Origin of the sequence: Halorubrum sp. GN12_10-3_MGM, from assembly GCF_005435235.1 — an archaeon.
Lineage (GTDB): Archaea > Halobacteriota > Halobacteria > Halobacteriales > Haloferacaceae > Halorubrum > Halorubrum ezzemoulense.
In genome coordinates, this window is the sequence record NZ_SGUB01000029.1 from 1 (window position 1) to 22094 (window position 22094).

Here is a 22094-nt window from a genome sequence, read left to right on the forward strand (position 1 = left end):
ACAGAGTTGTGGGACGTACTTTTTGAGGGCATTTTTCGCGTAGCCGCTCAGGTCGTACTCGACAACCACATCGTTGGTTGCTGACTGCGTGTCACAACCAGTGTCAAAGGCAGCCTGAAGCGCCCGTCGATAGGCATCGCGTGTCTCACGAAGTTTCTGTCGCTTATGGAGGTTCGGGTCCACAAGCTTCAGTTCGAGGGTTTTCGTGAGTTCGCCCATCGTCACCGTGCGAGGATTTTGGTTGTGGCAGATATATATCCCAGCCATCCGGAGTGGAAGTGAACCCGTAGGAAATCCGGCACTACAATAGAACGGTGGCTTGTCACACTATGATGTCCGCTCGACCCCCGCCTGTTCGTTCCTCGGTTCCGACACTCTGTCGGAACACTCGTCACTCACGGCAAGGCGGGGGTATGCGCTCGTATCTCTATCAGTACAATGTAGGCAAGATTATCGGTTGACGGTGCTCACACTCAGTTCAACGGTAGTCCACCGCCGATCGATTAGCAGAACAGATTCGGTCTGCTGTACCCAGCCTCTGTACTGAGTGATTTGGAGTGTAAAATATCAAATTCTGAGTGTTTCAACAGAGCCAATGAAACGGTGACATAGTACATTACTAGTTCCATCCCTACTGACAGTGAACTGTACTGGAGGCCGAGGTCACCTATCCGGAGGGACAACGGTGATATAGTAATTGTCACGACCGGCGAAGGCGGCCGCGTGCTTGAGGAGACCCACTCAAAAACGGGCGATAGTCCTTGTTAGGCTACGCCAGGACATCGATTCTTCGATCACGGCCAGCCAAACGAGTGCGATTGGGTTCGATCCCGGTGATGTTCAGTTTTGACGGCCAGTCAACCCCCCTGCGTCGGACGGGAGGAACTTCTCGCTATCAGTGTGTTCGAATGATGCGACGACGGTGCCGTCAAGCTGCCGGATCCGTGTCTGAACGGGATGGTCACCAATTGTTTCGCTAACGCCACCAATCGCAGTAAGTGGATATGCGGCGGCGATGAGGAGACACCGCTCCTGTTCGGGGTCCAAGATTTCGATGACGAGAAAGACGGTTCCAGCTTTTGTGGCCCTATGGACATCGTACTGCGGAAAGTCTCCGTCTGCGACCCAGTCGCTAATCTGGTCGGCATCCTCATCGGGTACGAGATGGCGGAAGGCGTACTCCTTTTCATCAGGGTTAGTCACGACCGTCGTCTCACTCGACTGCGTATACAGAACAGTCCACCCTGCTGTCTCGCGACGTTCGGCAAGGTCGGCGGCATCTGTAAGTGTCCGCTTCCAGGCCTCTCGGGCTTGCGTATCAACGCCTGCTGATTCGTCACGTGTCATGTCCCTACGGGCGTGGGCACCTTCCAAAAGTCTGTTCCACATCGGGGCCGCGTCCGCTAGCAGCTACCAAACAAACAGCGCTTCAATTCCGATCGACGTCAACAGGATACAGATTCCAGCGGCAAACAGCTTTAGCGCCGGCGAATACCGCTCTTCCGGTGGAAGCATGTACCATCTGAGCGGCGGAACTGACTGTACGACGGCTTGAAAGCGAGTCACCTCACGGCTACCGATAGTTTGCGTTCGATCATGCCGAGTCAGCTCCATGCCCGATTCAGTGTGCTCAACATGCCACGGCCTTCCAGGAAGCAGACAGTACGTCGCGTACCCCAGAACAACGATCCCGAGTATGAAAGTAAACAACACCACGTCCGCCACTGTTCCAGTAATTGTCTGAATCACACCACCGACAACGAGTGCTATGGCTGTTACGACGAGTGCGTACACCGTTGCGTCAAGCACCCGCCGGGCGATTACCTCAGCCCAGCTCAACTCCGAGACCCATTCATCAGATCGATCTACTGAGCTCACGACTGGGGACTATCCGATCTGCTAGCGTCTGGGTCAGCGTACTCCTCTTTGTGGCGATGGCAGCGACTGGATCGGCCGCTGTCAGTCCGGCCAGTCGCCAGCAGCGAGGGGGCTTCACGATCGCAGACACTACCGAGTGCTGCTGTAATGATCTCTCTCGCGTGCTCCTCATTCCCGTCGTTGGCGGCCTCGATGGACTGTTGAATTGGCTCTTGTACATCAGAAGGGAACGACCGGCTGGCAAACAGTTCCCCAGCGGCTTCCTCGACATCCGGGAGCCGGGTCTCAAGTCCCAGTAGCTCACGGGCTCGTTCGGAGAGAGATGGATCTGTTCGTGAGCGCTCGCGGAGCACCTCGCGGAACACTTCGATCGCATCCCAGTCATGTTCGGATAGCTCTTCGAAGCCGTCGGGTCGAATCTTCGCTGGGCAGCGGGTCGAGAACACACACCCATTAGGCGGATCACGGGGACTCGGGGGTGTCCCGCGAAGGGTCGTCCGATCGCGTTCGACCGTCGGGTCTGGGGTTGGAACAGCCGATAGTAGTGACCGGGTATATGGGTTCTCGGGCTTTTGGAACAGCTGCTCTGTCGGTCCGAACTCCATTATTTTTCCGAGGTACATGACGGCGACGCGATCACAGATGTGGCGGACGACGGAAAGATCGTGGGCGATGAACAAGTACGTGAGATCAAGCTCCTCTTGGAGGTCCATCAAGAGGTTGAGAATCTGCGCTTGGACGCTCACGTCGAGCGCACTAACCGGCTCGTCGAGGACGACGAAATCAGGCTCGACGGCGAGTGCCCGAGCGATCCCGACGCGCTGCCGTTGGCCACCGGAGAACTGGTGCGGATACCGGTAGTAGTGCTCCTCACGGAGGCCGACGCGCTCGAGGAGATTTCTGACGCGTTGTCGGCGCTCGGCGGGCGTCTTCCAGTTGTGGACATTCAGGGGTTCTCGAATGATTTCGCCTACCGTCAGGCGGTCATTAAGACTCGATTCTGGGTCTTGGAATACGATTTGTGCGTCGCGTCTCCAGCGTTGGAGGGCATCACCCGACAGCGTAGTGATGTCGTCACCGTCGATGACGATGTTGCCATCGGTTGCTTCCTCAAGCCGGACGAGCGTCCGCCCGAGCGTCGTCTTTCCACAGCCAGACTCACCAACGAGACCGAGCGTCTCGCCCCGCCTCACATCGAAACTAACACCGTCCACGGCTCGGACCGGGTCGCCGCCAAACAACGAGCGTTCCTCATAATGTGTCTTTAGATCACGGACCGACAGCAGTACATCGTCATTAGCTGTGCTGTTGCTGTCTGAAATATTGCGCATCTCGGGGCTGGTCTCGCTACCTCCAGAACTCTCGCCGCTCATTGCTCGCCCCCATCATCAGCTGGCCGGTGATGAGCTACTGCCTCGTCGGTCGTCATTGACTCGGGATAGAGCAGACACGCCGCGTCATGATCCGGGTCGTCACCCACAGCGGTCGGGGTTGGTGCGACCTCCGAACACTCCTCGAATGACTTTGTGCATCGTGGAGCGAACCGACAGCTGCTTGCGGGTTCATTCGGTGTTGGCACCTCGCCTTTAATTGTCTCGAGGCGGTCGCCACTAGTTTGAGTGCTGGGGATACTTCGCAGTAGTCCTCGCGTGTACGGATGCTTTGGCTCCGCAAATAGCGGTTCAACCGGCGCTGATTCGACTATCTCTCCGGCGTACATGACATTGACACGGTCTGCTACCTCGGCGATGACACCCATGTCGTGCGTGATAAACAAAATGCTGAGGTCGCGTTCTGCCTGGATGTCCATGAGGAGGTCAATAATCTGTGCTTGAATCGTGACGTCAAGCGCAGTGGTAGGCTCGTCACAAATCAAGACCTCCGGCGCACAGGCGAGCGCCATCGCGATCACAGCTCGCTGGCGCATGCCTCCGGAGAACTGGTGCGGGTACTCAGTGACCCGGCGGGCCGCATCCGGAATCCCGACCTCCTCGAGCAGTTCGATTGCGCGTTCTGTCGCCGCAGTACCACGAAGGTCTTGATGAAGCGACAGAGCCTCCTTAATTTGGTTTCCAACGGTGTATACCGGATTCAGCGTCGAAAGGGGGTCTTGGAACACCATCGCGATCCCGTCGCCGCGAATCGACTCGTACTCTGACTCAGTGTACTCCGTGATGTTATCTCCCTCAAATCGAATTGCGGATGCTGGATCGATCTCACCCGGCGATTCAATGAGTCCGAGTATTGACCGCGCAGTCACGGATTTTCCACTGCCAGACTCGCCGACGAGTCCGACGGTTTCACCGCGTCGAATATTGAATGAAATACCGTCGACTGCGTGGATCTGTTCGTGTTCAGTGTGGAAAACGGTACGTAGATTTTCCACCTCGAGCGCTAGGTCACGGCTCGATGTCGCATCAGCGTTCAATGGCACGTTGTCATCGCGTGCGTGTCGGCTCATCAGGCACCACCCCCAGCAGCGACGTTCTCGTTGCCACCGTCACCGATGTCACTCTCTGGGTCGATCGCATCTCGGACCCCATCGCCAAGCGCGTTGAATCCGGTTACGATGATCACGACGAGAATGCCCGGAATGAGCGAGATGTGCCATGACTGCGTGGCGACATACGGCTGTCCCGCGCTCACCGCTCGGCCCCACTCAGGTACCGGTGCTTCGATTCCGAGGCCAAGGAATGAGAGCCCCGCAATGCCGATAATAACGCCGCCGAGTGAGAGGGAGGCGTAAATGAGGAAGTAGCCAACGACGTACGGTAGCATGTGCTTTTGCATCGTCACTCGCGGGCGCTGCCCGTACGATTTCGCAGCGTCGATCCACTCACGCTCCGACACTTGGAGTGCCGGGCCACGGACGGCTCGCCATAGCGCCGGCCAGCCGGTGATACCGAACAGTATCGCGAGGACGAGCCCGCCGTTATACACCTCTGCGATCCATGTGTCGGAAAGGACGAACGACGCGAGAATGATAAACAACAGTTGGGGCATCGCTTGGATTGAGTCACCAGCAATCACAACTCCAAGGTCAACAAGTCCCTTGTAGTATGCCGTCAGCATCGCAAATACCATCGCAAACCCACCGGCAATGCCGAGGCTGGTGAGCCCAACAAGCAATGACACCCGAGCTCCCGACGCCATGAAGGTGAACAAGTCTTTGCCGTCTGGGAGTGTTCCGAACGGGTGGAACCGGTCGTACTGATCGTATTCAAGCGGTCCAACGTTGTTGTCGCCCTGTCCGCGCGACTGTGTATCACCGTTGGCTTCGCCGACGAAAATCGATTCGACTTGTCCCGTCTCATCGTTGTAATAATCAATGCGGTTCTCGTATGGATTCTCGATGTTCTGATCGACAGTTGTCGGACCCAGCACCGGCGCAAATAGCGCCATGACGACAAACGCGAACACGATTGTGAGACCAAATAGCCCCCACGAGTGTCGGCGGAATCGGTTCACAACGTCGTCACGCGGCGTCCAGTCAGGAATCCGGTAATGACGCCGGTACAGCGTGTACCCCCACCACCCGACGAGCAGCCAGGTGAATGAGTACGTGTAAATTACAGCCACCCGGAGGGCCCACGCTACCGCTGGTGAAAGGCCGAGCGTTGTGCCTTCCCAGCCACTCGGCGTTTGGTATCCGGTATTGTCGATGACAGAGCGAGAGGTGATTGTCGGCAGCTCGGCTCCCCGCTCGGCGACTGTGGCGAGGAGTGCCGCAACCGGTTCGACGACTCCTGGGACCAGCCCGCCGACCCACCCCCACGGGGGCACTGACAGCAACCCGCTGACGATCGCACCAAACTCGGCTGCGATGAGGACGGCAACAACGGCGGCCCACGTCGCTGCGGGACCTGGATTTCGCGTAATCCGTTCAGACAGCGGTAGGTCGCGATCGCCCTCAGGACGACTGGCCTCTTCTCGGAACTCACCAGTGCGAGTCGAGCCCGACCCGACGTCAGTGTCAGCTCCCATTATGCGCCTCCGTCGTATCCAACACGTGGGTCAATCACGGTGTACAGGAAGTCCTGGAGAATGTTGATCCCGACCGAGAGCAGAATGAACAAAAACATCAACGACCCGACAAGCGGGACATCACCATTAATCGTTGCTTGGAAAAAGAGGTAGCCGAGCCCGTTAATTGCGAACACAGTTTCGACGAGCACGGATCCACCGAGAAGGAGGAACGCCTCTCCAGTAATGACAGGAACAAGCGGGATGAGTGCGTTCCGGAACATGTGCTTCCAAACGACGAGTCTCCCGGGCACCCCCTTCGCTTTCGCCATCTCAACATAATTTGCGTTTTTTGTTTCAAGCACCGCCGTACGCCCGATTCGCATCTCATTTCCCATGGACGCAGAGCCGAGGACAAGGGCTGCTGGAAGGATCGCTTTCAACGCACCAAGAAACTGTGTCGGTTCCCACAGCCCCGAAAGGTCGGGCGGGGTAACGATCTGTGTTTCAACAAGCCAGTCCCCCCAACTGAATCCGAACAATGCGTCCGATTGCGTGAGGACACTGACGAATATCACGGCTAACCAGAAGTTTGGCATTGCTCGCCAGACTATCCCGCCAAAAGAGGCGATGTAGTCAGCGAGCGTATTCGGGTTGAGCCCAGCATAGAACCCGAGCGGGAGCCCGACAAATATCGGGATGAGGATAGACCAGAACCCAAGCCACAGGGTTCGAGGGCCATAAACCCCGACGAGTTCCCACACTGACTGGCCGCGGACAACGACCCACGACTCTCCCAACTGGAGCGTCAGGAGGTCGCGCATGAACTCCGCGTACTGAATCCAGAGCGGTTGATCGAGTCCAAGGCTATCCCTGATAGCGGCATACGCCTCCGTGTCGCCACTTGGCCCGATGATCGCGGCCGCGGGGTCAATTGGTCCCACCCGAAGGATGAGAAACGTTACAGTCGTGCCGAGAAAGACAATCGGCACCATCAAAAGCACGCGCTTGAGAAAATACTCCCATCGTCCCATTTGCTAGGACATCGTATAATCTTATCATGTAATAATACTTGTCCTTACACCAAAAACGGCTAATCACATCAGGATTTAAATTCCTACCATATTTGTCATAGTCATGCCGAATTCCGATTCGGACCGCACAAGAAGAAGGTTCTTACAGTCGACTGGCGCGCTCGCAGCAATGACGGCCGTTGCTGGGTGTTCGGGAGGAAGCGACGAAGAGGTCCCAGACGAGTTGGACGATGGTGGAAACGCGACTGATGGTGAAGACAACGATGAGAGCGCTGAGACAACCAGCGATGGCGAGAAAACGCTGCGCCTGTTGAACGCGTCGATCAACACGTTCGACCCGCCAGCAAATGTCCTTTCATCTGCCAATGAGGTCATCTTCCAAGTTTTCGACGGGCTTGTTGGGAAGCCGGAAGGAAAGTCAGGCGTTGTTAACCAGCTCGCGACTGAGTACGAAATTTCCGATGACGGGCTGACGTACACCTTCACACTCACTGAAGACGTAGTTGCTCACAACGGGAGTTCGGTCGGGGCTGCCGACGTTGTATACTCTTGGGAACGCGTCGCAGCGTCTCCAGATTCCTCGTCGGCGTTCCTGTTGCTCTCAGACCTTGGGATCGAACACAAGACAAACGAAGAGGGAGAGTACGTCCCCGGATCGATGGCCGTGGAGGCTGTTGACGACAGGACGGTCGAGGTGACGCTGTCATCACCATACTACGCGGCGCTCGATATCATGTCAGACGCGACGTTTGCCGTCCTTCCAGAGGGAATCGTCGGTGACATCGAGGGGTATGACGGTGAAATGGAGTACGACGAGTTCACTACGTCCCCGGTTGGAACCGGCCCCTTCGAGTTTGACACGTGGACGTCTGGCGAGGAGATGGCAGTGACTGCCTTCGACGAGTACCACGGCGAGGCGCCAATGGTCGACCGCGTCCACTGGCAGGTGATCGAAGACACCAACGCCCAGTACAACTACGCGATGAACCGGAACGTCGACGCGTTCTCGATCCCGACCGCCCAATATGATCCTGAGCTGGCGACGGTCAACGAGACGCAAGACAACGGTCTTCAAGTTGGTGAGTACGGGCCGGTACAGAACGGTGATATGGTCGATTACCTCCGGATTTCCGGGTTGAGCACGCAGTTCATGTTGTTCAACAACGACCAAGTGATCGAGCCAGCTCGGAAGGCCGTTGCGTGGGTGATGGATCACGAAGAAATCGCCAACAGCGCGTACAAGGGCCGAGTCGAGCCGGGGTATCACATGACGCCTGCGACCCTCTTCCCGGGCGGCCCGGAAGCGGCGGAGGAACACGCCCGCGAGAACTACCCGTACGGATACAACGAGTCGAACATCGAGGAGGCCCGCCTGATCATGGAGGAGGCCGGCTACAGCGACGACGACCCGTACGAGTTCGAGATTCTCAACGTCGAGGACACCACCTACGAGCAGATCTCCAATGACCTCCGGGACCGCCTCTCGGCTGCGCACATCGAGGTCTCCATCAGCACGGCTCCGTTCTCGACGCTGCTTGACCGTGAGTTTGCTGGCAACCGACCGGCCGGGCTCGGCGAGTGGGGGATGTCGTGGGCGGATCCGCTCAACGTCCTCGCGCTGCTGTATCCGCCGAACACCCGCTCGACGGACAACGAGGGGGTCAGCGGAAACCCGCTCGTCGCGCTCAACTGGGTCGACACCGAGGCCTCACAGACCGCTCGCGACTCGTGGAACACGATGCAAGAGAACTCGACCCGCGACGACGCCGCCAGGGAGCGCTGGGAGGAGGCGCTCATCCAGATGGAGGAGGCCAACTGGGAAGATTGCGCGATGATCAACTACGCGTACCCGGCCGCAGAACGGTTCTCGTACGACTGGGTGGACATGCCCGAGTTTGGCGAGCTAGGGGCTCTGAGCCGGTACACTGGCGTCGATATCGATACTGACGCACAGCCTTGACACCCTCCCCGCGCTAAAGCGCGAGCCGTTCTCCTCGATTCTCCATAAATACCACGCTGCTGGCAGCTCTTTTTTTACTCATCGGGCTCTGTTGAAACCCTGTCCTTCAGATATATTATCGTCTGAAACAGCTGGTCGCTGAAGGGTGCTTACCCGTTATTTGTCGAGTGACTGATCACATCTCTGAGAAGCACTCCACCGCTACTGATGGCGATTAATCCACCGGTAGCTTGGAGGACAGCTGGAAGGGCACCATTTGAGGGCCCGGAAAAAACGAGTATGAGAGATAGCCCGATTAGCATCAAATACAACGGAGTCTCATACATATCTGAACGTTCTCTCTTCATTGTTTAATATCTGTGAATTGACCTCGACCGAGCCGAAATATATCACTCGATAAGGATTTCAACAGAGTCACTCATCGCTATTGTCGACAGCGCAGACGATACTGGCGGGTTTCCGCCTAGTACGGAAACGCCATACACGCCACCGAGCCGCCTGCTTTCATAAATTCATCTGTTGATACATGGAGAGTCTCATACCCGTGTGACTCGAGCGCGTGGATAGTTTGGTGGTTTGACTCTTCGATGACAACGACGTCACCTGACAGCGAGTGGCAGTTACACGCGAAGTGATCCTGTGCTGCCTCTGGTGAGACTTCTATCAATGTTTCAAATAACGTGTCAAGTTTTTCCCGGCCTGCGTCAGTAAATGCGTCAGGACACACAACGGCCGTCTGTTCGTCGATAGCTGAAAAGCAAACATCGAGATGGTAGTATGAGTCGTCAGTGAGTTCAAGCGGAACGACGCCGACATCGTAGCGGTCTGCTATTTCCCGGTATGCCTCGAGGTCAGTTCGTGGCCCGTAACCACCCCAGAGGAGGCGACGCCCCGGATGCCAGCGGGCATCGCCGCACCCCTCGAACGGAACATCCGTACGAAGCTGCTCAGTTGGAATATCCCGGTTGGTACACCACTGCTTGAAGTAAGCAGGCTCATCATGTCGTTCTTCAGTTGCCATCTGCGCGAGCAGGAACCCGTCGCGATCTGGAAGCGAAAGGGCATGATTCGAGCAGAAGGTAATATCTGGGAGTTCCCCGGGCGGGGCAACTTCGACCTCGCTAAGATCGTCCCAAACCGCGTCGACATCCATGATCGAAACGTCGGCCAGATCCTCATATCTGGATACGAGATCGTGCCACTGTTGGTTCGCAGTGGAACTGTCCACGCCGGACACCATGTACGGATTAATCTCGTAGTCGACGGAGAAATGCGTCGGAGTAGTAAATAAGACTGATTCGTCTCTGGATCGTCGTGAGAATGAGTCAAGTGGCGGAAGCGCATTCGGGTCAACGTAGAGGTTGTCAGTCATCGTGAACAGACACACTACCTCATCACCTGCTAATAAGACTTGGGCAACAGTAGCTTTCGCATGAAATTCCAGCCGTTTGTTTGCTAATTTGGCTACGAAGTGAGTCAAATAGTCAGTTCTGGTGGTGATACCTGTCTATATAAATATACACAATTAGAGCGACCCGTATCAACTTGGGCCCCCTAGAACGTCAGTGGAGGACGTCAAAAATACTGAGTAGAGCAATACTGAGGGAGGCAGTCACTGCGCCACACAATGTAGGTTATGTTACCTTGCTCCGTTGAACGCCGACGCCGTCTGCGGATCGTATCGCTGATTTCACGGGATTTGGACGCCGTCTGGCGATATGGGACGTCTCAAGACCCTCGCACAGACGTTTCACGAATTCGCCACGAACCATGTTGAACAACCAGACGTACCCGCTGTCGCCGACGGCGACAACGGGTACGACAAGTCCACCAAAATCGCGCTCCTTCTGCTCAAAGAGGAGATCAACAAGCCGCTTCGGAGGCTCGAAGACTATCTCAACGAGATGCCGGGAATTCTCGGTGTGTTTGATCTTGACTCATCGCCGGATTACACATCTTTCAGCGTCTGGGACGATGAATTCCCGATGAAAGAACTGCGCCGCCTGCTCCGCGCCTCCGCGGAGCAGGCGGGGCTCTCAGGCACCGCGTCGATCGACGCCAGCGGCTTTCAGCGTGATCAAGCCAGCTCACACTACCGGAATCGGGTCGGTTACTCGTTCAACGCGATGAAAACCACGCTGCTTGTTGACACGGATTCTCTTGCTATCATGGACGCTCATTTCACGACGAAGAAAGCCTATGACGGCCATATCGGGCTACAGGTCTTTCGGCGGAACGCCGAAGACCTGCAAGCGTTGCTGGCCGACAAGATGTACTCGTGGAGTAATCTCCGTGAAGCTTGCCGTGACAGGTCTACACGGCCAGTGATCAAACACTGCGAGCAAAACGCACTCAAGAAAGCCCACAACGCCAGAATTGACGATGATGTCTACAACCAGCGGTCAATGAGTGAGACCGTGTTTGCGATGCTAAAAGACGACGGCGACGAGATCCGCTCCCGGAGCTGGCACGGCCAGTTCCGGGAGCTCACACGGAAGTGTATCGTCCATAACCTCGAGCAGGCGGCGAGTTAGAGCTCGCCGCCTGCTCCCCTTCTCCGAATGTATCCGAGAGAGGCATCGCCATCGTCCACCTCATGGTTTATCTGGTATCTTGTGAAACTGATGCTTTGGTCGCCGCACAATTCTGCTCGAATCGAATCGCCCGATCTGAGAATCTACAGCTAAAGCGCCGCTACCGGTAGAAGATCGAATATCAAAAATCCGATGTTGCCGCCGTCTTGCGTTCAACACGGCATGTTACCTAGATCATGTAAACGAAATATTGAGTCCAAGCCAATTCCCAGCTGAGGGTGGCGGTATAAATTTATATTTTTTCTAATAAAAGAACAACTACCGTAGTCGTGGGGGAGCTATCACAGGTCGGGTTTGGGCCTTGAGCATATCACATACAAATATGTGTTAGATGCCTTATTCCTCTATCTGAGAAATCTAGGGTAGATTTCTTTCATACATATCTGAGTATGAAACCTTACTCAGTAGTCTTACTTAGAGATCTTACTTAGAGGTCTAAGACAGATAAGAGTCATAGATGAATGTCTGACGTATATTTATGTGGTATGTCTCTAATAATGCTGTATGCTCTCGTACACGGTTTACAGCGAGGCTGGCGGCGTCGGGAAGACGTCGCTAACCGCGAATATCGCCTGTGCGCACGCCCGAGCGGGGCTTGATGTGTTGGTGATTCCGCTCGATCCACAGGACGGGAACCTGAGTCGGCTGTTCGACGTCGACGACGACCGGAGTGATTCAGCAGCAGACAGTCTCGTGCGACACCTTGTCGATAACCCGGGTGGCGACTTCGACGATCTGATTCGGACGGCAGAGGGTATTGATATTATTCCGGAACACAACACCCTTTCAGATCTCTCAGACCACTTAGCACGAGAGAAAAGTCGGGCCGAAGACTTCGGCGATGCGTACAACATCTACGCGCAACTCCGGCGTGTCCTCGTTGAGAACGATGTGCCGGACCGGTATGATGTTCTTATCTGTGATCCTCCAGCAACGGAGTCAGATCATCTCTATAATGCGATCTATGCGACGAGGAACCTCCTCATTCCGTTTGAGCCGTCCGCAAAGGGAGAAGCGTCCGTTGAGGGCTTAGAGGAGCTTGCGACGAACTTCGCGGATGAATTGAATATCGAAGTTGGGGTGCTTGGAGCCGTCCCAATCGAGTTCAAGGGGACGAGAGATCAAAACGAGATCGTCGAGGACGTGCCCTTCGAGGTTCCGGAGGTGATCGGCGACCGAACATCGATGATGGAGGGCTGTTGGCGACACCAGTGTAGTGCGTTTGAATTTGTGCGAACGCACCGGAGCCGACGCCGCGACTACGAGGTTGAGACGCTGGCAAAGTTCGATCGAATTGCTCGCTCGCTTGAGACGCAGGGCGGCATTGTGGCGCCCTCGCCGCCTGAGCCAGGCGCGTTGGACGATCCTGAGGAGGTGACCGTCTGATGGGGGGATTCAAAGAGGGCACTGTGAATGGGTGGGAGGACGAGGAAGAGGACGACGATGAGCCGGAGGTCGAACCCGCTTCCTCGTCCGACGTGGACTCGAAAAGCGACCAGGCAGAGACAACTGAGGTGGAGATAGAGACTGGAGCGAGCAGCAGCGCCAACAATAGCGGACGCGACACAGCAAGGAGTGACATTCCGTGGATATTACGCCGAAACAGCATCACAGACGGGCGAGAACAAACGGTCCAGCTCCACCTCCAAGAAGACACGCTGAACGTCCAGCGGACACAGAAGTCGATTATTGAGAGCCGACTCGGAGAAAGCGTGCGGAAAGCGGATCTCCGTGAGGCAGCGCTGCTGGTTGGACTTCAACACACGGATGATGTTGTCGACGTGCTCGAAGGGTGGGGATACGCGCTCGAATGATATCGCAGTATATGGTTTATTAGACAGTCAGCATTCACGGACAGCCGGCCGACGATAGCTACTCATCCGCTGAGAAAATGTCGCTGCCCACGTCAGAGAGTTCACCCGCCTCCTTGTGGGCATACATCTTCGATGTCGTTGATGGATCCTCGTGTCGGAGGACCCGTTGCGCGTCACTGAACCCCGCTGCATCGTAGTACGCCTCACCAACGCCACGGCGAGCGCCGTGGAGGGTGAGATACGCTTTCGAGTCGTCTGAACAGTCCACAGCGGCTGCCTGAGAGTGCTTTTTGAGCGTGTATCGGCCGCCTTCCGTAGTTAGAGCCGGCGGGGTGAGGTCCCGTTCACGAAAGGCATCAACGAGGTCTGCGGTGCCGAGACTCGTAACCGTGTCAATAGTCTCTGGATCGGCGTCACGCTCCTGAAGTTGACTTCGCGCAGCATCCCGCAGGGATGCGAGGTGGAACGAAGGGAACACGGGCCACGCATCGGTGGGCGGATCGAGGAGCGTCTGCCAGCGGTTGAGGGCACTAACGGGACGATCTGTCAGCGGTGCCTTCTCGATTTGCTGGCTTTTGCCGAGGACTGTCAATACCTCCTGGTCAGTATCGATATCCCCCCATGTGATTCCCGTCCGCCGGTCATCGCGACTAGAGGCGAGGACCTCGGCACCGCGGACGCCAGAGAATCCGATGACGTAGACGAGCGCCCGGTCACGGGCAGCTGTGAGTGCTTCTCGGCTCTGCGGATCCGCATCAATCGCCGCATACGCTCGCTCGTCGACGTACGAGACGATTGTCTCGCGCTGCTGGGTCGACCAGAACTGCTGTTTGCTAGAGTCGGTTGCGGGCCGGTCAGGCATTTCGTCTTTTGCGCGGTCGGTATCCGCGGGGTTCTCTGGGATGTACTCCCACTGCTGGCAGTAACGGAGGTATGCGGAGACGAGCGAGTAGTAGTTCCACGCAGTGGCTGCTGTGATCCCGTCCGTGTCATTGCTGGCTCGACGGGCATTCACCCGTCGGGCGAGGTGACCGGCATACCGGGCGAGGTGACGACTGTCGACCGCTTCTACGGTAGTCACGCCTTGGCCATTCATCCATTCGATCCAGTCCGGGACGACGCGTTCGAGCGCTTGAACGTAATTGCCGGATCGCTGCGTCGTTCCGTCCTCGGACTCGCCAAGCGTCTTCGCCTTGGCGTCGAGAAAATCGGTCAGGGGCTCGTCGAGTGGCGTTTCACTAGTCGTGTCCCCAAGTTGAGGGCCGTCAGTAGGCTGTACCATCGATTTAGCTTCACCGACAGCGGGCATCCTCAAAAATCTACTTGTGACTACTACACTAATCCAGAGTAGGTGCGGGTATTAGCTATAATAGCGTATGAGCTCTTCTGAAGCTGATTTTCATACGATCAAGCCTCACTACTTGTCTGATAAATCTTATTTCGATATATAGAATCTATAGGTCTGAAGGCCCTCGGTCCATGAACACGCGGTCAACGTCGACGAGATCCATTGCCGAGTCGAGGAGATCCTCGACGATCTCTAGGCGGGTGTCACCCTTCCGGATGGGACGTGCGTCAAGAACCAGTGGTACGGAATCACCGACGAGCTGGACGGTCGCCCACTGATAGGCGTACTCGGCGGTCTTCTCTTTCGTGCCGATAATCTCGTCTTTGTGGCCCGTCCGGTCACCGGTGAACGGGTCGGCTTCCGTCGTGTCGATAGCGATACAGCTGCGCTGGTACAGGCTTCGCATCTGGGCCGTCCGATTGACGAGTCGCTGGGCAGCCCCGCGATACATCTCACGGATGCGCTCGATAGACAGGGATCGTATCTGGTCTCGATGATTATGACCGAGAGGCGTCCGCTCGCGTGTCGTGTCGTAGCGGAAGCTGCGGGCGCCCTCATTGGCGGCGAGGTTCTCTTGAAGGCCGAGATACGTTTGTAGGTTCCAAAACGCGTTCTCGTGGATAGCACAACCACTCGCGCGGTCGAGCGAAAACACCGGATAGACGAGGTGGCTGACGTGAGTCGTGAGCTGTTGTTTGCGCTCGAACGCAGATGGGCCGGTCGTCTCGTCGTCATCGGTCTGGCGACGCGGAATTGTACGCGGCGGGGTCCGTGGAACCGAGACCCCAGCGTCGGACGCTTTGAAGAGGATCGTCCGCGCGGCAGTTTCGATACACTCGCGGAGGTCGGAGGTGAACCGATAGTGCCAACTCCGCCAGAGCGTCGACTGGTCGGGCACAGTCTCGAACCCGAGGCGACGGCGGAGAGAGGGTCGGTCTTACAGATACGAGCAGAGTGCCGTTTCGTAGTCCCACCCGTAGAGTTCCTTGAGGAGAAACCCACGGAATAGCACCTCCATCTCGTACGTCGTGCTCCCAGTGTAGCGGTCGTGAGCGTCGAATTCGACGTAGGCTAGCGGCCAGTGAGCGACGAACGCTTCGATAGAGTCGTGGGCGTCGTGGTCGAACCAGACGGTCGCGAGGACCCGGACATCTTCAGCAAGGCCGGCTGTTGAACTCCGGTCGTAGAGGGGCGTCGCATGATAGGCTGGCCAGTCGTAGTAGGACGTCTGGGCGATGCGACGGTACACAGCACGTCGAGAGGATTGTGTCGGTGTCATCGGACAGCGCTACTATAACTGACGACAAAAGCTACTTTGGTGAATCACCCACTCGACAGTGCTCAATACAGGGGACTCACAGCCCACGAGAATTCTTCAGCAATCGTAGCAGCATAGCTAAAGTCAGCATCATCACAACGGTGAACGTAATTGCGATAATAAGGGTTCCTGTACCGATCATGCCTGTTTTTAAGTGTACAACCTGAATAACACATCGGCTCAAAGATCCCTCTGGGACTGCGCGGGCCGATCAGTTCGCAGTTCCCATCGACCGGCTGTTTCAGGTGATAATGTATCTGAAGAAGAGGATTTTAACAAAGCCTATTCTTCCTCTCTGGATGTCCGGAACGATTCTTTGAGCGCGTTTCGAAGAATACTGTTATCTAACTCATTTTCTTCAATACCAGTACTGGTTGCTCGAAATCCGATTCCCTCATCATTCAGAAAGGCAACAATGAGCGGGTATAGTTCCTGTACATCCCTTTCTAGGTCCTGAATCTCGTCCAGCTCCTCTATCATATCATACGATACCTCACCGCTGTCAACTTTTTCTGGGTCTAGGCCAATCCACGTGGCTATTGCTCGGTCGTCCTCGTTAGTATAGTGGCGGATAACTTGGTAGAAATCGAATGGATCTTCCGGACGTATACCGCGCTGAACGATAGATTCTGTCTCCTCGTATCCTCGTTCGCGTATTTTCTTGTCGAGATCTGCGAATTTTGTGGTATCGTAGACCCTCTCCAAGAGCATATCTCGTTTCTGCCCAACCACCCGAAGCCTCGAATTTTCACGACCGTTTTCGTTATCCTTGCTCATTTTGTATTGCTATTCTAAAATTACAAGTGGTAGATACTAAATTGGTCCCCGTATCTGCTACGCTCGCAGAACAGCATACAACAATACCGGAGAGTCGTGCGGTCGGCACGCAGACATACTGAACGGGTGACTCACCCCGTACTGACGTCGAAGGAAAGGAACATATCGGTTCCACCTTCTGAAGCTGTGACCGTAACATTGAGATAGTTGGTCTCATCTTCAGTTGGGTCTATTAGTGTAGTTCTTCGACGAGCGCAGCAACCGCCTCGTCGACGAGATCGCTGTCAAGGCGACCTTGCCAGAAGTCGATATCCTCGTGGTCGATCGATTGTACTCCCCACGGGACAATCTGACTCTCATCCGGGGTCCCACCACGAAGCCAACTCTCACCAGGAACGTCGATCAGGCCGTCCATCCAGGATTTCGACGTCAACGTGAGCGCAATATACTGCTCCCCGTGGAACGGACGGCCTTTATGATTCAGGAGAATGAGCCAGGGCCGAGCATCTTCCTCGCCTTTGAACGGATCATCCCCGTAGACGACGTCGCCACGCTCGAAAATTGGTCTCTCTCCGTCGGTCACTATTCGTCCTCGACGCTCGGATGCGGTTCCTCGGGTGCGTGTTCGCGCCAGGACTCCTTGTCCTCTGTACCGAGTCGCTGGTTGAACAGGGCGGTCGCCCGTTCGTACCCGCTGTATCCGTCGAGTCGCTCCGTGTCGTCGGTTATCGCCCAGTACGTCGCTTTGTGTTCAACGAGATCGCGGCCCTTCAGTCTCGAGAGCGCGGTGCTGACCGCGCCCTCATCGAGACCGATCTGAGAGGCGATCTCGCGAGCCTTGAACGCGCGATCATCGTTGGCGGCGAGAAATCCGAGGACCTGATCCGGGACGGAGAGTTCCTCGAGTTCGTCCTCGCTCGTCTTCTCGAAGGTATCCCGGTCGATGGACATTATTGAGCAGAAATACGGTGTCAACCGTAATGAGAGTTAGGTGTGAAAGTGGTGAAAACGCTGAAGGAGATACTTCGTCCGTAGACTCGTCGAAGCAGTTCGAGAATCGTAGACATTGAGACGGCCAGTCTTAACTACTGTATAGGTCGAGAAGTTTTACAGTTTCGGAGGATAAGCTAGTTCCAGGTCGAATTAGCATCAATTCGTGGTGATTTGGAGCGTTCTGGGATCAATTCTGAATCATTACTCTCGAACTACCAGACGAGCGTATGAAATTGCGTGAATTTTGGCGCTGCTGAATAGGGTTGTCACTCTCGAACGGCAGACTCAGCGAGGTCTCAGCCGGTTAGTCGTGAGGAATCAACGCTGACATGACGGGTTTCGATTGCCCGACGCTCTCCTTGTCGACGGCCACGGCGGTTTCTTTCCCGATGTTCTCGGTCGGAGCGGATACGCAAAGAACGCACTCAAAAGTCCCGCAACTCACGACGACCTACAACGCGGGCGACCTACACGACGACCACCCTGTGCGCTTCACTAATGAGGGGCTCCGACTCGACCACAAGCCCGAGAACACTATTGAGTGGTATGTCAAGATTCCGCACCACGAGGACTATCACCTCTGGATGCCAGCACAGCCGAACCCCGAACAGCGGGACTGGCTCGAAGCGTTGAACGCTGGTGACGCGGAAATGGGCGAGAGTCGGCTATTCGAGCGGAACGGAACGTGGTATCTCCACGTCACCGCCACCCGCGATGTCGAGGAGCCTTCCGAGGTGTCTGCCGAAGAACGGACGCCTATCGGAGTGGACATCGGGGAAGCGTCACTCGTCACGGTGTGTCACCGCGACGATTACGGTTCTCCGACCGCGCCCGAACTGTGGGCCGACGAAGGAAAGACCGTTCGTCGGCTCCGCAAGACCTACTTCACCGCCAAGCGTCGTCTCCAGACGCGTGGAAGCGAGCGTATCGCGGAGTCATTCGGTGACGACCTGTGGAACCAGATAGACGATGTGTTCCACCGCGTCACCCGCGATGTCGTGGAGTACGCAGGGTCCGTCGAGAATCCCGTTCTCGTTCTGGAAGACCTGACGTACATACGGGAGTCGATGGACTACGGCGTGTATATGAACCGGCGTCTCCACGGATGGGGATTCGCCAAGCTCCACGCGCAGATACGGTACAAGGCCGTCGAGAAGGGAATCCCCGTCGAGACGGTGAATCCGCGTAACACGTCGAGGGAGTGCCACGCGTGCGGTGAGGTAGGATACCGCCCGCGACAGGCGACGTTTAGGTGTACGAACGACGCTTGCTGGATGGGCGAGTACCAAGCGGACGTGAACGGCGCGACAAACATCGCAGACCGCTACCTCAGCGGAGGGAGCCATTCGAGAGAACACAGAGATGACGATGACTCGGCTGAGGATGGGGGGCGTTTGACCGCCCCACAAGACACCCAAGCCGATGCTGAAACCCAGCAAGGGACGCGTAGAACGAATGCGTCTTGAAACCGCAGGGCCGCTCTCGGCCTGAAATCCCGTGGTGGGATTCCCGCGTCTTCAGGCGGGGGAGAAGGTCAATGGAGCGCGTCGCCTGTATCGAGCCAGCGAAAAGGATCCAGTGCTCGGTCAGTGCCCCATTGCGCCACCGAGGGGCTGGTAATGCGGGAACATCGGATGTGGGAGGTGAACACCGAGTGCCATCAATCCGTGCGCAAGCAGCACGTACCCCAGCACGACGAACACCACACCGAGTAGCCGATGAACGCGTCGCCGGTGGGCGACGTCGATCGACTGGATAATCGTCCCATAGAGGAAAACTGCCGGAATCGTCCCGATGCCAAGGGCACCGAGAGCGATTCCCCCTGTGGTCGGGGAGCCGCTCGCGAAGGCGAACAGATACGCGGGATACAGCATCGGGCAGGGGAGAAACGCGTGGACGGCTCCCAGCCCGACAATACTCGGGCTGTTCACGTGTCGGTGAACTCTCGCTGCGAGCCACGACGTAACGCGCTGGACGCCAGGGATGCGAATATCGCCTCCGCTTCCACCGATGACGTACCGAACGCCCGTCGCCACAATGAACCCTCCGACCGCAAGACCGACAACACCTCGCAGGAGATCGGCGATCGGTGTCAGCTGGTCAGCGGTAACGAATACGACGCTCCCGAGCGCGCCGAAGACGGCCCCGAGAATCGCGTACGTCGTCGCCCGGCCGACGTTGAACAGGAAATGCTGGCGAACCTCGTAGGTCGTGAGATGACCGGCACGCCCGTCGTTGGCTGTCACCGTCCCGCCATCGGGCTGCGGCGTCATCTGTTTCGAGTACATCGTCACAAGTGGACCGCACATCCCGATACAGTGTGCGCCGCCCAGCACGCCGATGAGGACGAAGAGGACGACGTCAATCCGGAGGAGCGACTCGATCATAGTCGTTCTCGGTTGCGTGCGGATTTGTATCGTCTGGTGTACCTCTCGAATAAGACTGTATGGATGATGTCGAGTGAAAAGAACGCATCAAGATGGCTTTGTTGAAATCCTATTCTTCAAACATTTTTCGCATGAAATAGTCGATTGATGAGAGCCCCAAAGCGACCGTATCTCGGCTTGTGACAGGAACTATGCTCGCAGGAACGGTCCGTCAAACATGGTCTTCGTACCTGATGAACTCCCGGATCAACTCTTAGTTGATTACGAAAACGCGACCGTGTATGGGGATTTGGAACAAGAGAAGGTGCTTCACCAAGACAAGGTTCGTGTTCTCCCAAACGGGTGGGTTGCGTTGCCCACTTACCGACTCCTGTCTCCTGAAGCGGTACACCACATCGATCCATAGAGATCCGGTACTGAGCGATCAGGGTTGTGAAACTATCAACCGTTGAGTATTTCAACAGAGCCACACGACTAACCCGCTGAGATCTCGCTGGGTCCGCCGCTCAAGAGTGACAACCGTATCCAGCAGCGCCAAAATCCACACAATTTCGTACGCTCGTCTGGCAGTTCGAGAGCAATGATTCAAAATTGATCTTGGAACGCTGAGAATCACCACGAATTGATGCTAATTCGACCTGAAACTGGCCTATCCTCCGAAACTGTGAGAAACGTGTTGGCAAGACAAATCGGGGACTGTTTCGGCCACAGAAGTACGTTGGAACAATTAATTTCGAGCCCGGTTAGGTCGGGATATGAGCTGGACCCGTCGTAGAGTGCTCGCGTCCATGGCTGGTGTATGTGGGGCCTCCGGATGCCTTGCCTCCCCTGACCGATCACTGCCGACAGCACCGACCAGTGGATGGAACCAGTCACGATGTGATGCCCAGAAAACGGCTACATCCGATGTCACAGTCCCTGAACGCGGAAATCTAGCGTGGGGCGGTGGCAGTGGCCAGATGCTGTCGGTAGTGGCTGATCAAACCGTATATACTGTTGACGATGACGATGGCCTTACCGCACTCAATGCTCAAACCGGCGAGCACAGGTGGCAAACAGCCCTCGATCACGACCTTGACGATACGGAACCGGTTGGTGTCTCAGGAGGCATCATCAATGATCAGTTGTTAGTTGCGACCCGGGGGAGGCTCTATTCGTTCAGTACTGCCGACGGCAGTGAGCGGTGGCAACGAAAGCTTCCGGGGCATGTATCTTCGATATCGACGACGGTCGTCCCAGATCGACAGATCGGGCTGATTGATTTTACGCACGGTCAGAAGTACTACATTATCGCCGTTACGGCCGAGTCAGGCGAGATCAAATGGCGAGATTCTGTACTGCGAGGCGGCGGACGTGGACTAGCAGTATTTGACGATCACGTATATGTTACTGGAACATCTAAGACAGGTGAAGAAGTTCTACGCTGTCTTGAAATAGACACCGGGGAGTTGATCTGGCAGCAAGGAATCGCAGATACTGACCGCTATTCGACGCATGTCTGTGTGACGAGTGGTGTCCTAATCGGTGAGGGAGCCGATATTAGTGTCTATGATCATAGCGACGGAAAGCAGAGAGCATCTGTAGAGCTTCCGCACGGACGGGTTCGCAGTATCGCCGTTGACGATGGTACCGCTTTCGTGCTTTCCGAATCCGGTCTCGCAGCGGTTTCGGTGCCAGACGGCGGCAGGCAGTGGTCTCTGTCGAGAAATCCGACCCGACATTTTGTCCGCGGCCCACTCGCAGTTGGGCGCGAAAGCGTCGTCGCACCAGTGTTCATGGAATCGCTTGGTTGTCCAGCAGTCGTTGCGTTTGAGCGGATCGATGGAACACGGCGTTGGCACTATACTCTCGGTGACGACTTTGCGTGTGGAACGATCTGGTCTCAACCAGTCCTCGCCGACGGGGCAGTGTTTATCGATACCAGCCCGCATACTGTGACTGCTCTTGGAGATCTTTCCCAGCAGGATTGACTCTCTGTGGCTCTGTTGAAATCCCATTTTTCAGGCGAGAATCCCGCCGTTTACGGCG

At 56.2% G+C, this 22094-nt stretch carries 17 protein-coding genes and 3 pseudogenes; 6 read left to right on the top strand and 14 right to left on the bottom strand.

The genetic code is table 11. The features are described from left to right. From EXE47_RS15875 to EXE47_RS15905, 7 genes and pseudogenes are all read right to left on the bottom strand, one after another. Window positions 1–219 (bottom strand): annotated as a pseudogene (locus tag EXE47_RS15875) (RNA-guided endonuclease TnpB family protein); the annotation flags it as partial. A 621-nt stretch (window positions 220–840) separates the two neighbouring features. Continuing rightward, complete coding sequence (locus EXE47_RS15880) at window positions 841–1347, bottom strand: hypothetical protein (protein ID WP_049933232.1); 507 nt, start codon at window positions 1345–1347, stop codon at window positions 841–843. 63 nt (window positions 1348–1410) lie between these two features. Continuing rightward, the gene (locus EXE47_RS15885) at window positions 1411–1794 is read right to left on the bottom strand and encodes a hypothetical protein (protein WP_199237912.1); all 384 of its coding nucleotides are present in this window, start codon (window positions 1792–1794) and stop codon (window positions 1411–1413) included. Between the two features lie 80 nt (window positions 1795–1874). Continuing rightward, on the bottom strand, window positions 1875–3209 hold the full coding sequence (locus EXE47_RS15890; RefSeq protein WP_089309414.1) for an ABC transporter ATP-binding protein: 1335 nt from the start codon (window positions 3207–3209) through the stop codon (window positions 1875–1877). A 38-nt stretch (window positions 3210–3247) separates the two neighbouring features. After that, window positions 3248–4339, bottom strand: coding sequence for an ABC transporter ATP-binding protein (locus EXE47_RS15895; protein WP_089309412.1), 1092 nt, complete (start codon window positions 4337–4339; stop codon window positions 3248–3250). Then, window positions 4339–5862 (bottom strand): ABC transporter permease, encoded by a 1524-nt coding sequence (locus tag EXE47_RS15900; protein WP_080508692.1) that lies wholly within the window; start codon window positions 5860–5862, stop codon window positions 4339–4341. The genes EXE47_RS15895 and EXE47_RS15900 overlap by 1 nt, the downstream gene beginning before the upstream one ends. Further along, window positions 5862–6875, bottom strand: a complete 1014-nt coding sequence (locus tag EXE47_RS15905; protein WP_049933236.1) for an ABC transporter permease — start codon at window positions 6873–6875, stop codon at window positions 5862–5864. The genes EXE47_RS15900 and EXE47_RS15905 overlap by 1 nt, the downstream gene beginning before the upstream one ends. Window positions 6876–7044: 169 nt before the next feature. Here EXE47_RS15905 and EXE47_RS15910 point away from each other — a divergent pair, with 169 nt between their 5' ends. Further along, window positions 7045–8835, top strand: coding sequence for an ABC transporter substrate-binding protein (locus EXE47_RS15910; RefSeq protein ID WP_158293621.1), 1791 nt, complete (start codon window positions 7045–7047; stop codon window positions 8833–8835). A 463-nt stretch (window positions 8836–9298) separates the two neighbouring features. Here the strand turns inward: EXE47_RS15910 and EXE47_RS15915 are convergent, their stop codons facing one another. After that, the gene (locus tag EXE47_RS15915) at window positions 9299–10207 is read right to left on the bottom strand and encodes a dimethylarginine dimethylaminohydrolase family protein (protein WP_080508694.1); all 909 of its coding nucleotides are present in this window, start codon (window positions 10205–10207) and stop codon (window positions 9299–9301) included. A gap of 346 nt (window positions 10208–10553) precedes the next feature. Between EXE47_RS15915 and EXE47_RS15920 the strand changes: the two genes are divergently transcribed. The 3 genes from EXE47_RS15920 to EXE47_RS15930 all read left to right on the top strand — a co-directional run bounded on the left by EXE47_RS15920 (window position 10554) and on the right by EXE47_RS15930 (window position 13243). Beyond that, window positions 10554–11369 carry an IS5 family transposase gene (locus EXE47_RS15920; RefSeq protein WP_096593123.1) on the top strand — a complete coding sequence of 272 codons (816 nt, stop codon included), beginning with the start codon at window positions 10554–10556 and terminating at the stop codon, window positions 11367–11369. Window positions 11370–11933: 564 nt separating this feature from the next. Continuing rightward, the gene (locus tag EXE47_RS15925; RefSeq protein ID WP_049933239.1) at window positions 11934–12815 is read left to right on the top strand and encodes a ParA family protein; all 882 of its coding nucleotides are present in this window, start codon (window positions 11934–11936) and stop codon (window positions 12813–12815) included. Then, window positions 12815–13243: a hypothetical protein gene (locus EXE47_RS15930; protein WP_049933241.1), complete on the top strand. Its 429-nt coding sequence runs from the start codon at window positions 12815–12817 to the stop codon at window positions 13241–13243. The genes EXE47_RS15925 and EXE47_RS15930 overlap by 1 nt, the downstream gene beginning before the upstream one ends. Window positions 13244–13301: 58 nt before the next feature. Here EXE47_RS15930 and EXE47_RS15935 read toward each other — a convergent pair whose 3' ends face one another. The 5 genes and pseudogenes from EXE47_RS15935 to EXE47_RS15955 form a co-directional block, all read right to left on the bottom strand. Continuing rightward, window positions 13302–14525 carry a site-specific integrase gene (locus EXE47_RS15935; protein WP_049933242.1) on the bottom strand — a complete coding sequence of 408 codons (1224 nt, stop codon included), beginning with the start codon at window positions 14523–14525 and terminating at the stop codon, window positions 13302–13304. A gap of 190 nt (window positions 14526–14715) precedes the next feature. Further along, window positions 14716–15870 (bottom strand): annotated as a pseudogene (locus tag EXE47_RS15940) (transposase); the annotation flags it as partial. Window positions 15871–16191: 321 nt separating this feature from the next. Beyond that, window positions 16192–16686, bottom strand: coding sequence for a hypothetical protein (locus EXE47_RS15945; protein WP_094519412.1), 495 nt, complete (start codon window positions 16684–16686; stop codon window positions 16192–16194). A gap of 232 nt (window positions 16687–16918) precedes the next feature. Then, window positions 16919–17269, bottom strand: coding sequence for a type II toxin-antitoxin system PemK/MazF family toxin (locus EXE47_RS15950; RefSeq protein ID WP_049933410.1), 351 nt, complete (start codon window positions 17267–17269; stop codon window positions 16919–16921). Beyond that, on the bottom strand, window positions 17269–17637 hold the full coding sequence (locus EXE47_RS15955) for a helix-turn-helix domain-containing protein (protein ID WP_049933409.1): 369 nt from the start codon (window positions 17635–17637) through the stop codon (window positions 17269–17271). The genes EXE47_RS15950 and EXE47_RS15955 overlap by 1 nt, the downstream gene beginning before the upstream one ends. A gap of 445 nt (window positions 17638–18082) precedes the next feature. Here EXE47_RS15955 and EXE47_RS15960 point away from each other — a divergent pair. Then, window positions 18083–19145 (top strand): annotated as a pseudogene (locus tag EXE47_RS15960) (RNA-guided endonuclease InsQ/TnpB family protein); the annotation flags it as partial. Window positions 19146–19265: 120 nt separating this feature from the next. On the opposite strand, the gene EXE47_RS15965 reads toward EXE47_RS15960, so the two are convergent. Further along, entirely contained in the window at window positions 19266–20066 is an 801-nt protein-coding gene (locus tag EXE47_RS15965) for a sulfite exporter TauE/SafE family protein (protein ID WP_049933407.1), read from the bottom strand. Window positions 20067–21025: 959 nt separating this feature from the next. Here EXE47_RS15965 and EXE47_RS15975 point away from each other — a divergent pair. Continuing rightward, complete coding sequence (locus EXE47_RS15975) at window positions 21026–22036, top strand: PQQ-binding-like beta-propeller repeat protein (RefSeq protein WP_158293622.1); 1011 nt, start codon at window positions 21026–21028, stop codon at window positions 22034–22036. The last annotated feature ends 58 nt before the right edge of the window (window positions 22037–22094 follow it).

Excerpts from the sequence above, each read along its gene's own strand:
- EXE47_RS15975 (WP_158293622.1), top strand. The coding sequence starts at position 21,026 with ATGCTGTCGGTAGTGGCTGATCAAACCGTATATACTGTTGACGATGAC.
- EXE47_RS15920 (WP_096593123.1), top strand. The coding sequence starts at position 10,554 with ATGGGACGTCTCAAGACCCTCGCACAGACGTTTCACGAATTCGCCACG.
- EXE47_RS15895 (WP_089309412.1), bottom strand. The coding sequence starts at position 4,339 with ATGAGCCGACACGCACGCGATGACAACGTGCCATTGAACGCTGATGCG.
- EXE47_RS15930 (WP_049933241.1), top strand. The coding sequence starts at position 12,815 with ATGGGGGGATTCAAAGAGGGCACTGTGAATGGGTGGGAGGACGAGGAA.
- EXE47_RS15915 (WP_080508694.1), bottom strand. The coding sequence starts at position 10,207 with ATGACTGACAACCTCTACGTTGACCCGAATGCGCTTCCGCCACTTGAC.
- EXE47_RS15900 (WP_080508692.1), bottom strand. The coding sequence starts at position 5,862 with ATGGGAGCTGACACTGACGTCGGGTCGGGCTCGACTCGCACTGGTGAG.
- EXE47_RS15965 (WP_049933407.1), bottom strand. The coding sequence starts at position 20,066 with ATGATCGAGTCGCTCCTCCGGATTGACGTCGTCCTCTTCGTCCTCATC.
- EXE47_RS15910 (WP_158293621.1), top strand. The coding sequence starts at position 7,045 with ATGACGGCCGTTGCTGGGTGTTCGGGAGGAAGCGACGAAGAGGTCCCA.
- EXE47_RS15925 (WP_049933239.1), top strand. The coding sequence starts at position 11,934 with ATGCTCTCGTACACGGTTTACAGCGAGGCTGGCGGCGTCGGGAAGACG.
- EXE47_RS15945 (WP_094519412.1), bottom strand. The coding sequence starts at position 16,686 with ATGAGCAAGGATAACGAAAACGGTCGTGAAAATTCGAGGCTTCGGGTG.
- EXE47_RS15905 (WP_049933236.1), bottom strand. The coding sequence starts at position 6,875 with ATGGGACGATGGGAGTATTTTCTCAAGCGCGTGCTTTTGATGGTGCCG.
- EXE47_RS15880 (WP_049933232.1), bottom strand. The coding sequence starts at position 1,347 with ATGACACGTGACGAATCAGCAGGCGTTGATACGCAAGCCCGAGAGGCC.
- EXE47_RS15935 (WP_049933242.1), bottom strand. The coding sequence starts at position 14,525 with ATGGTACAGCCTACTGACGGCCCTCAACTTGGGGACACGACTAGTGAA.
- EXE47_RS15955 (WP_049933409.1), bottom strand. The coding sequence starts at position 17,637 with ATGTCCATCGACCGGGATACCTTCGAGAAGACGAGCGAGGACGAACTC.
- EXE47_RS15890 (WP_089309414.1), bottom strand. The coding sequence starts at position 3,209 with ATGCGCAATATTTCAGACAGCAACAGCACAGCTAATGACGATGTACTG.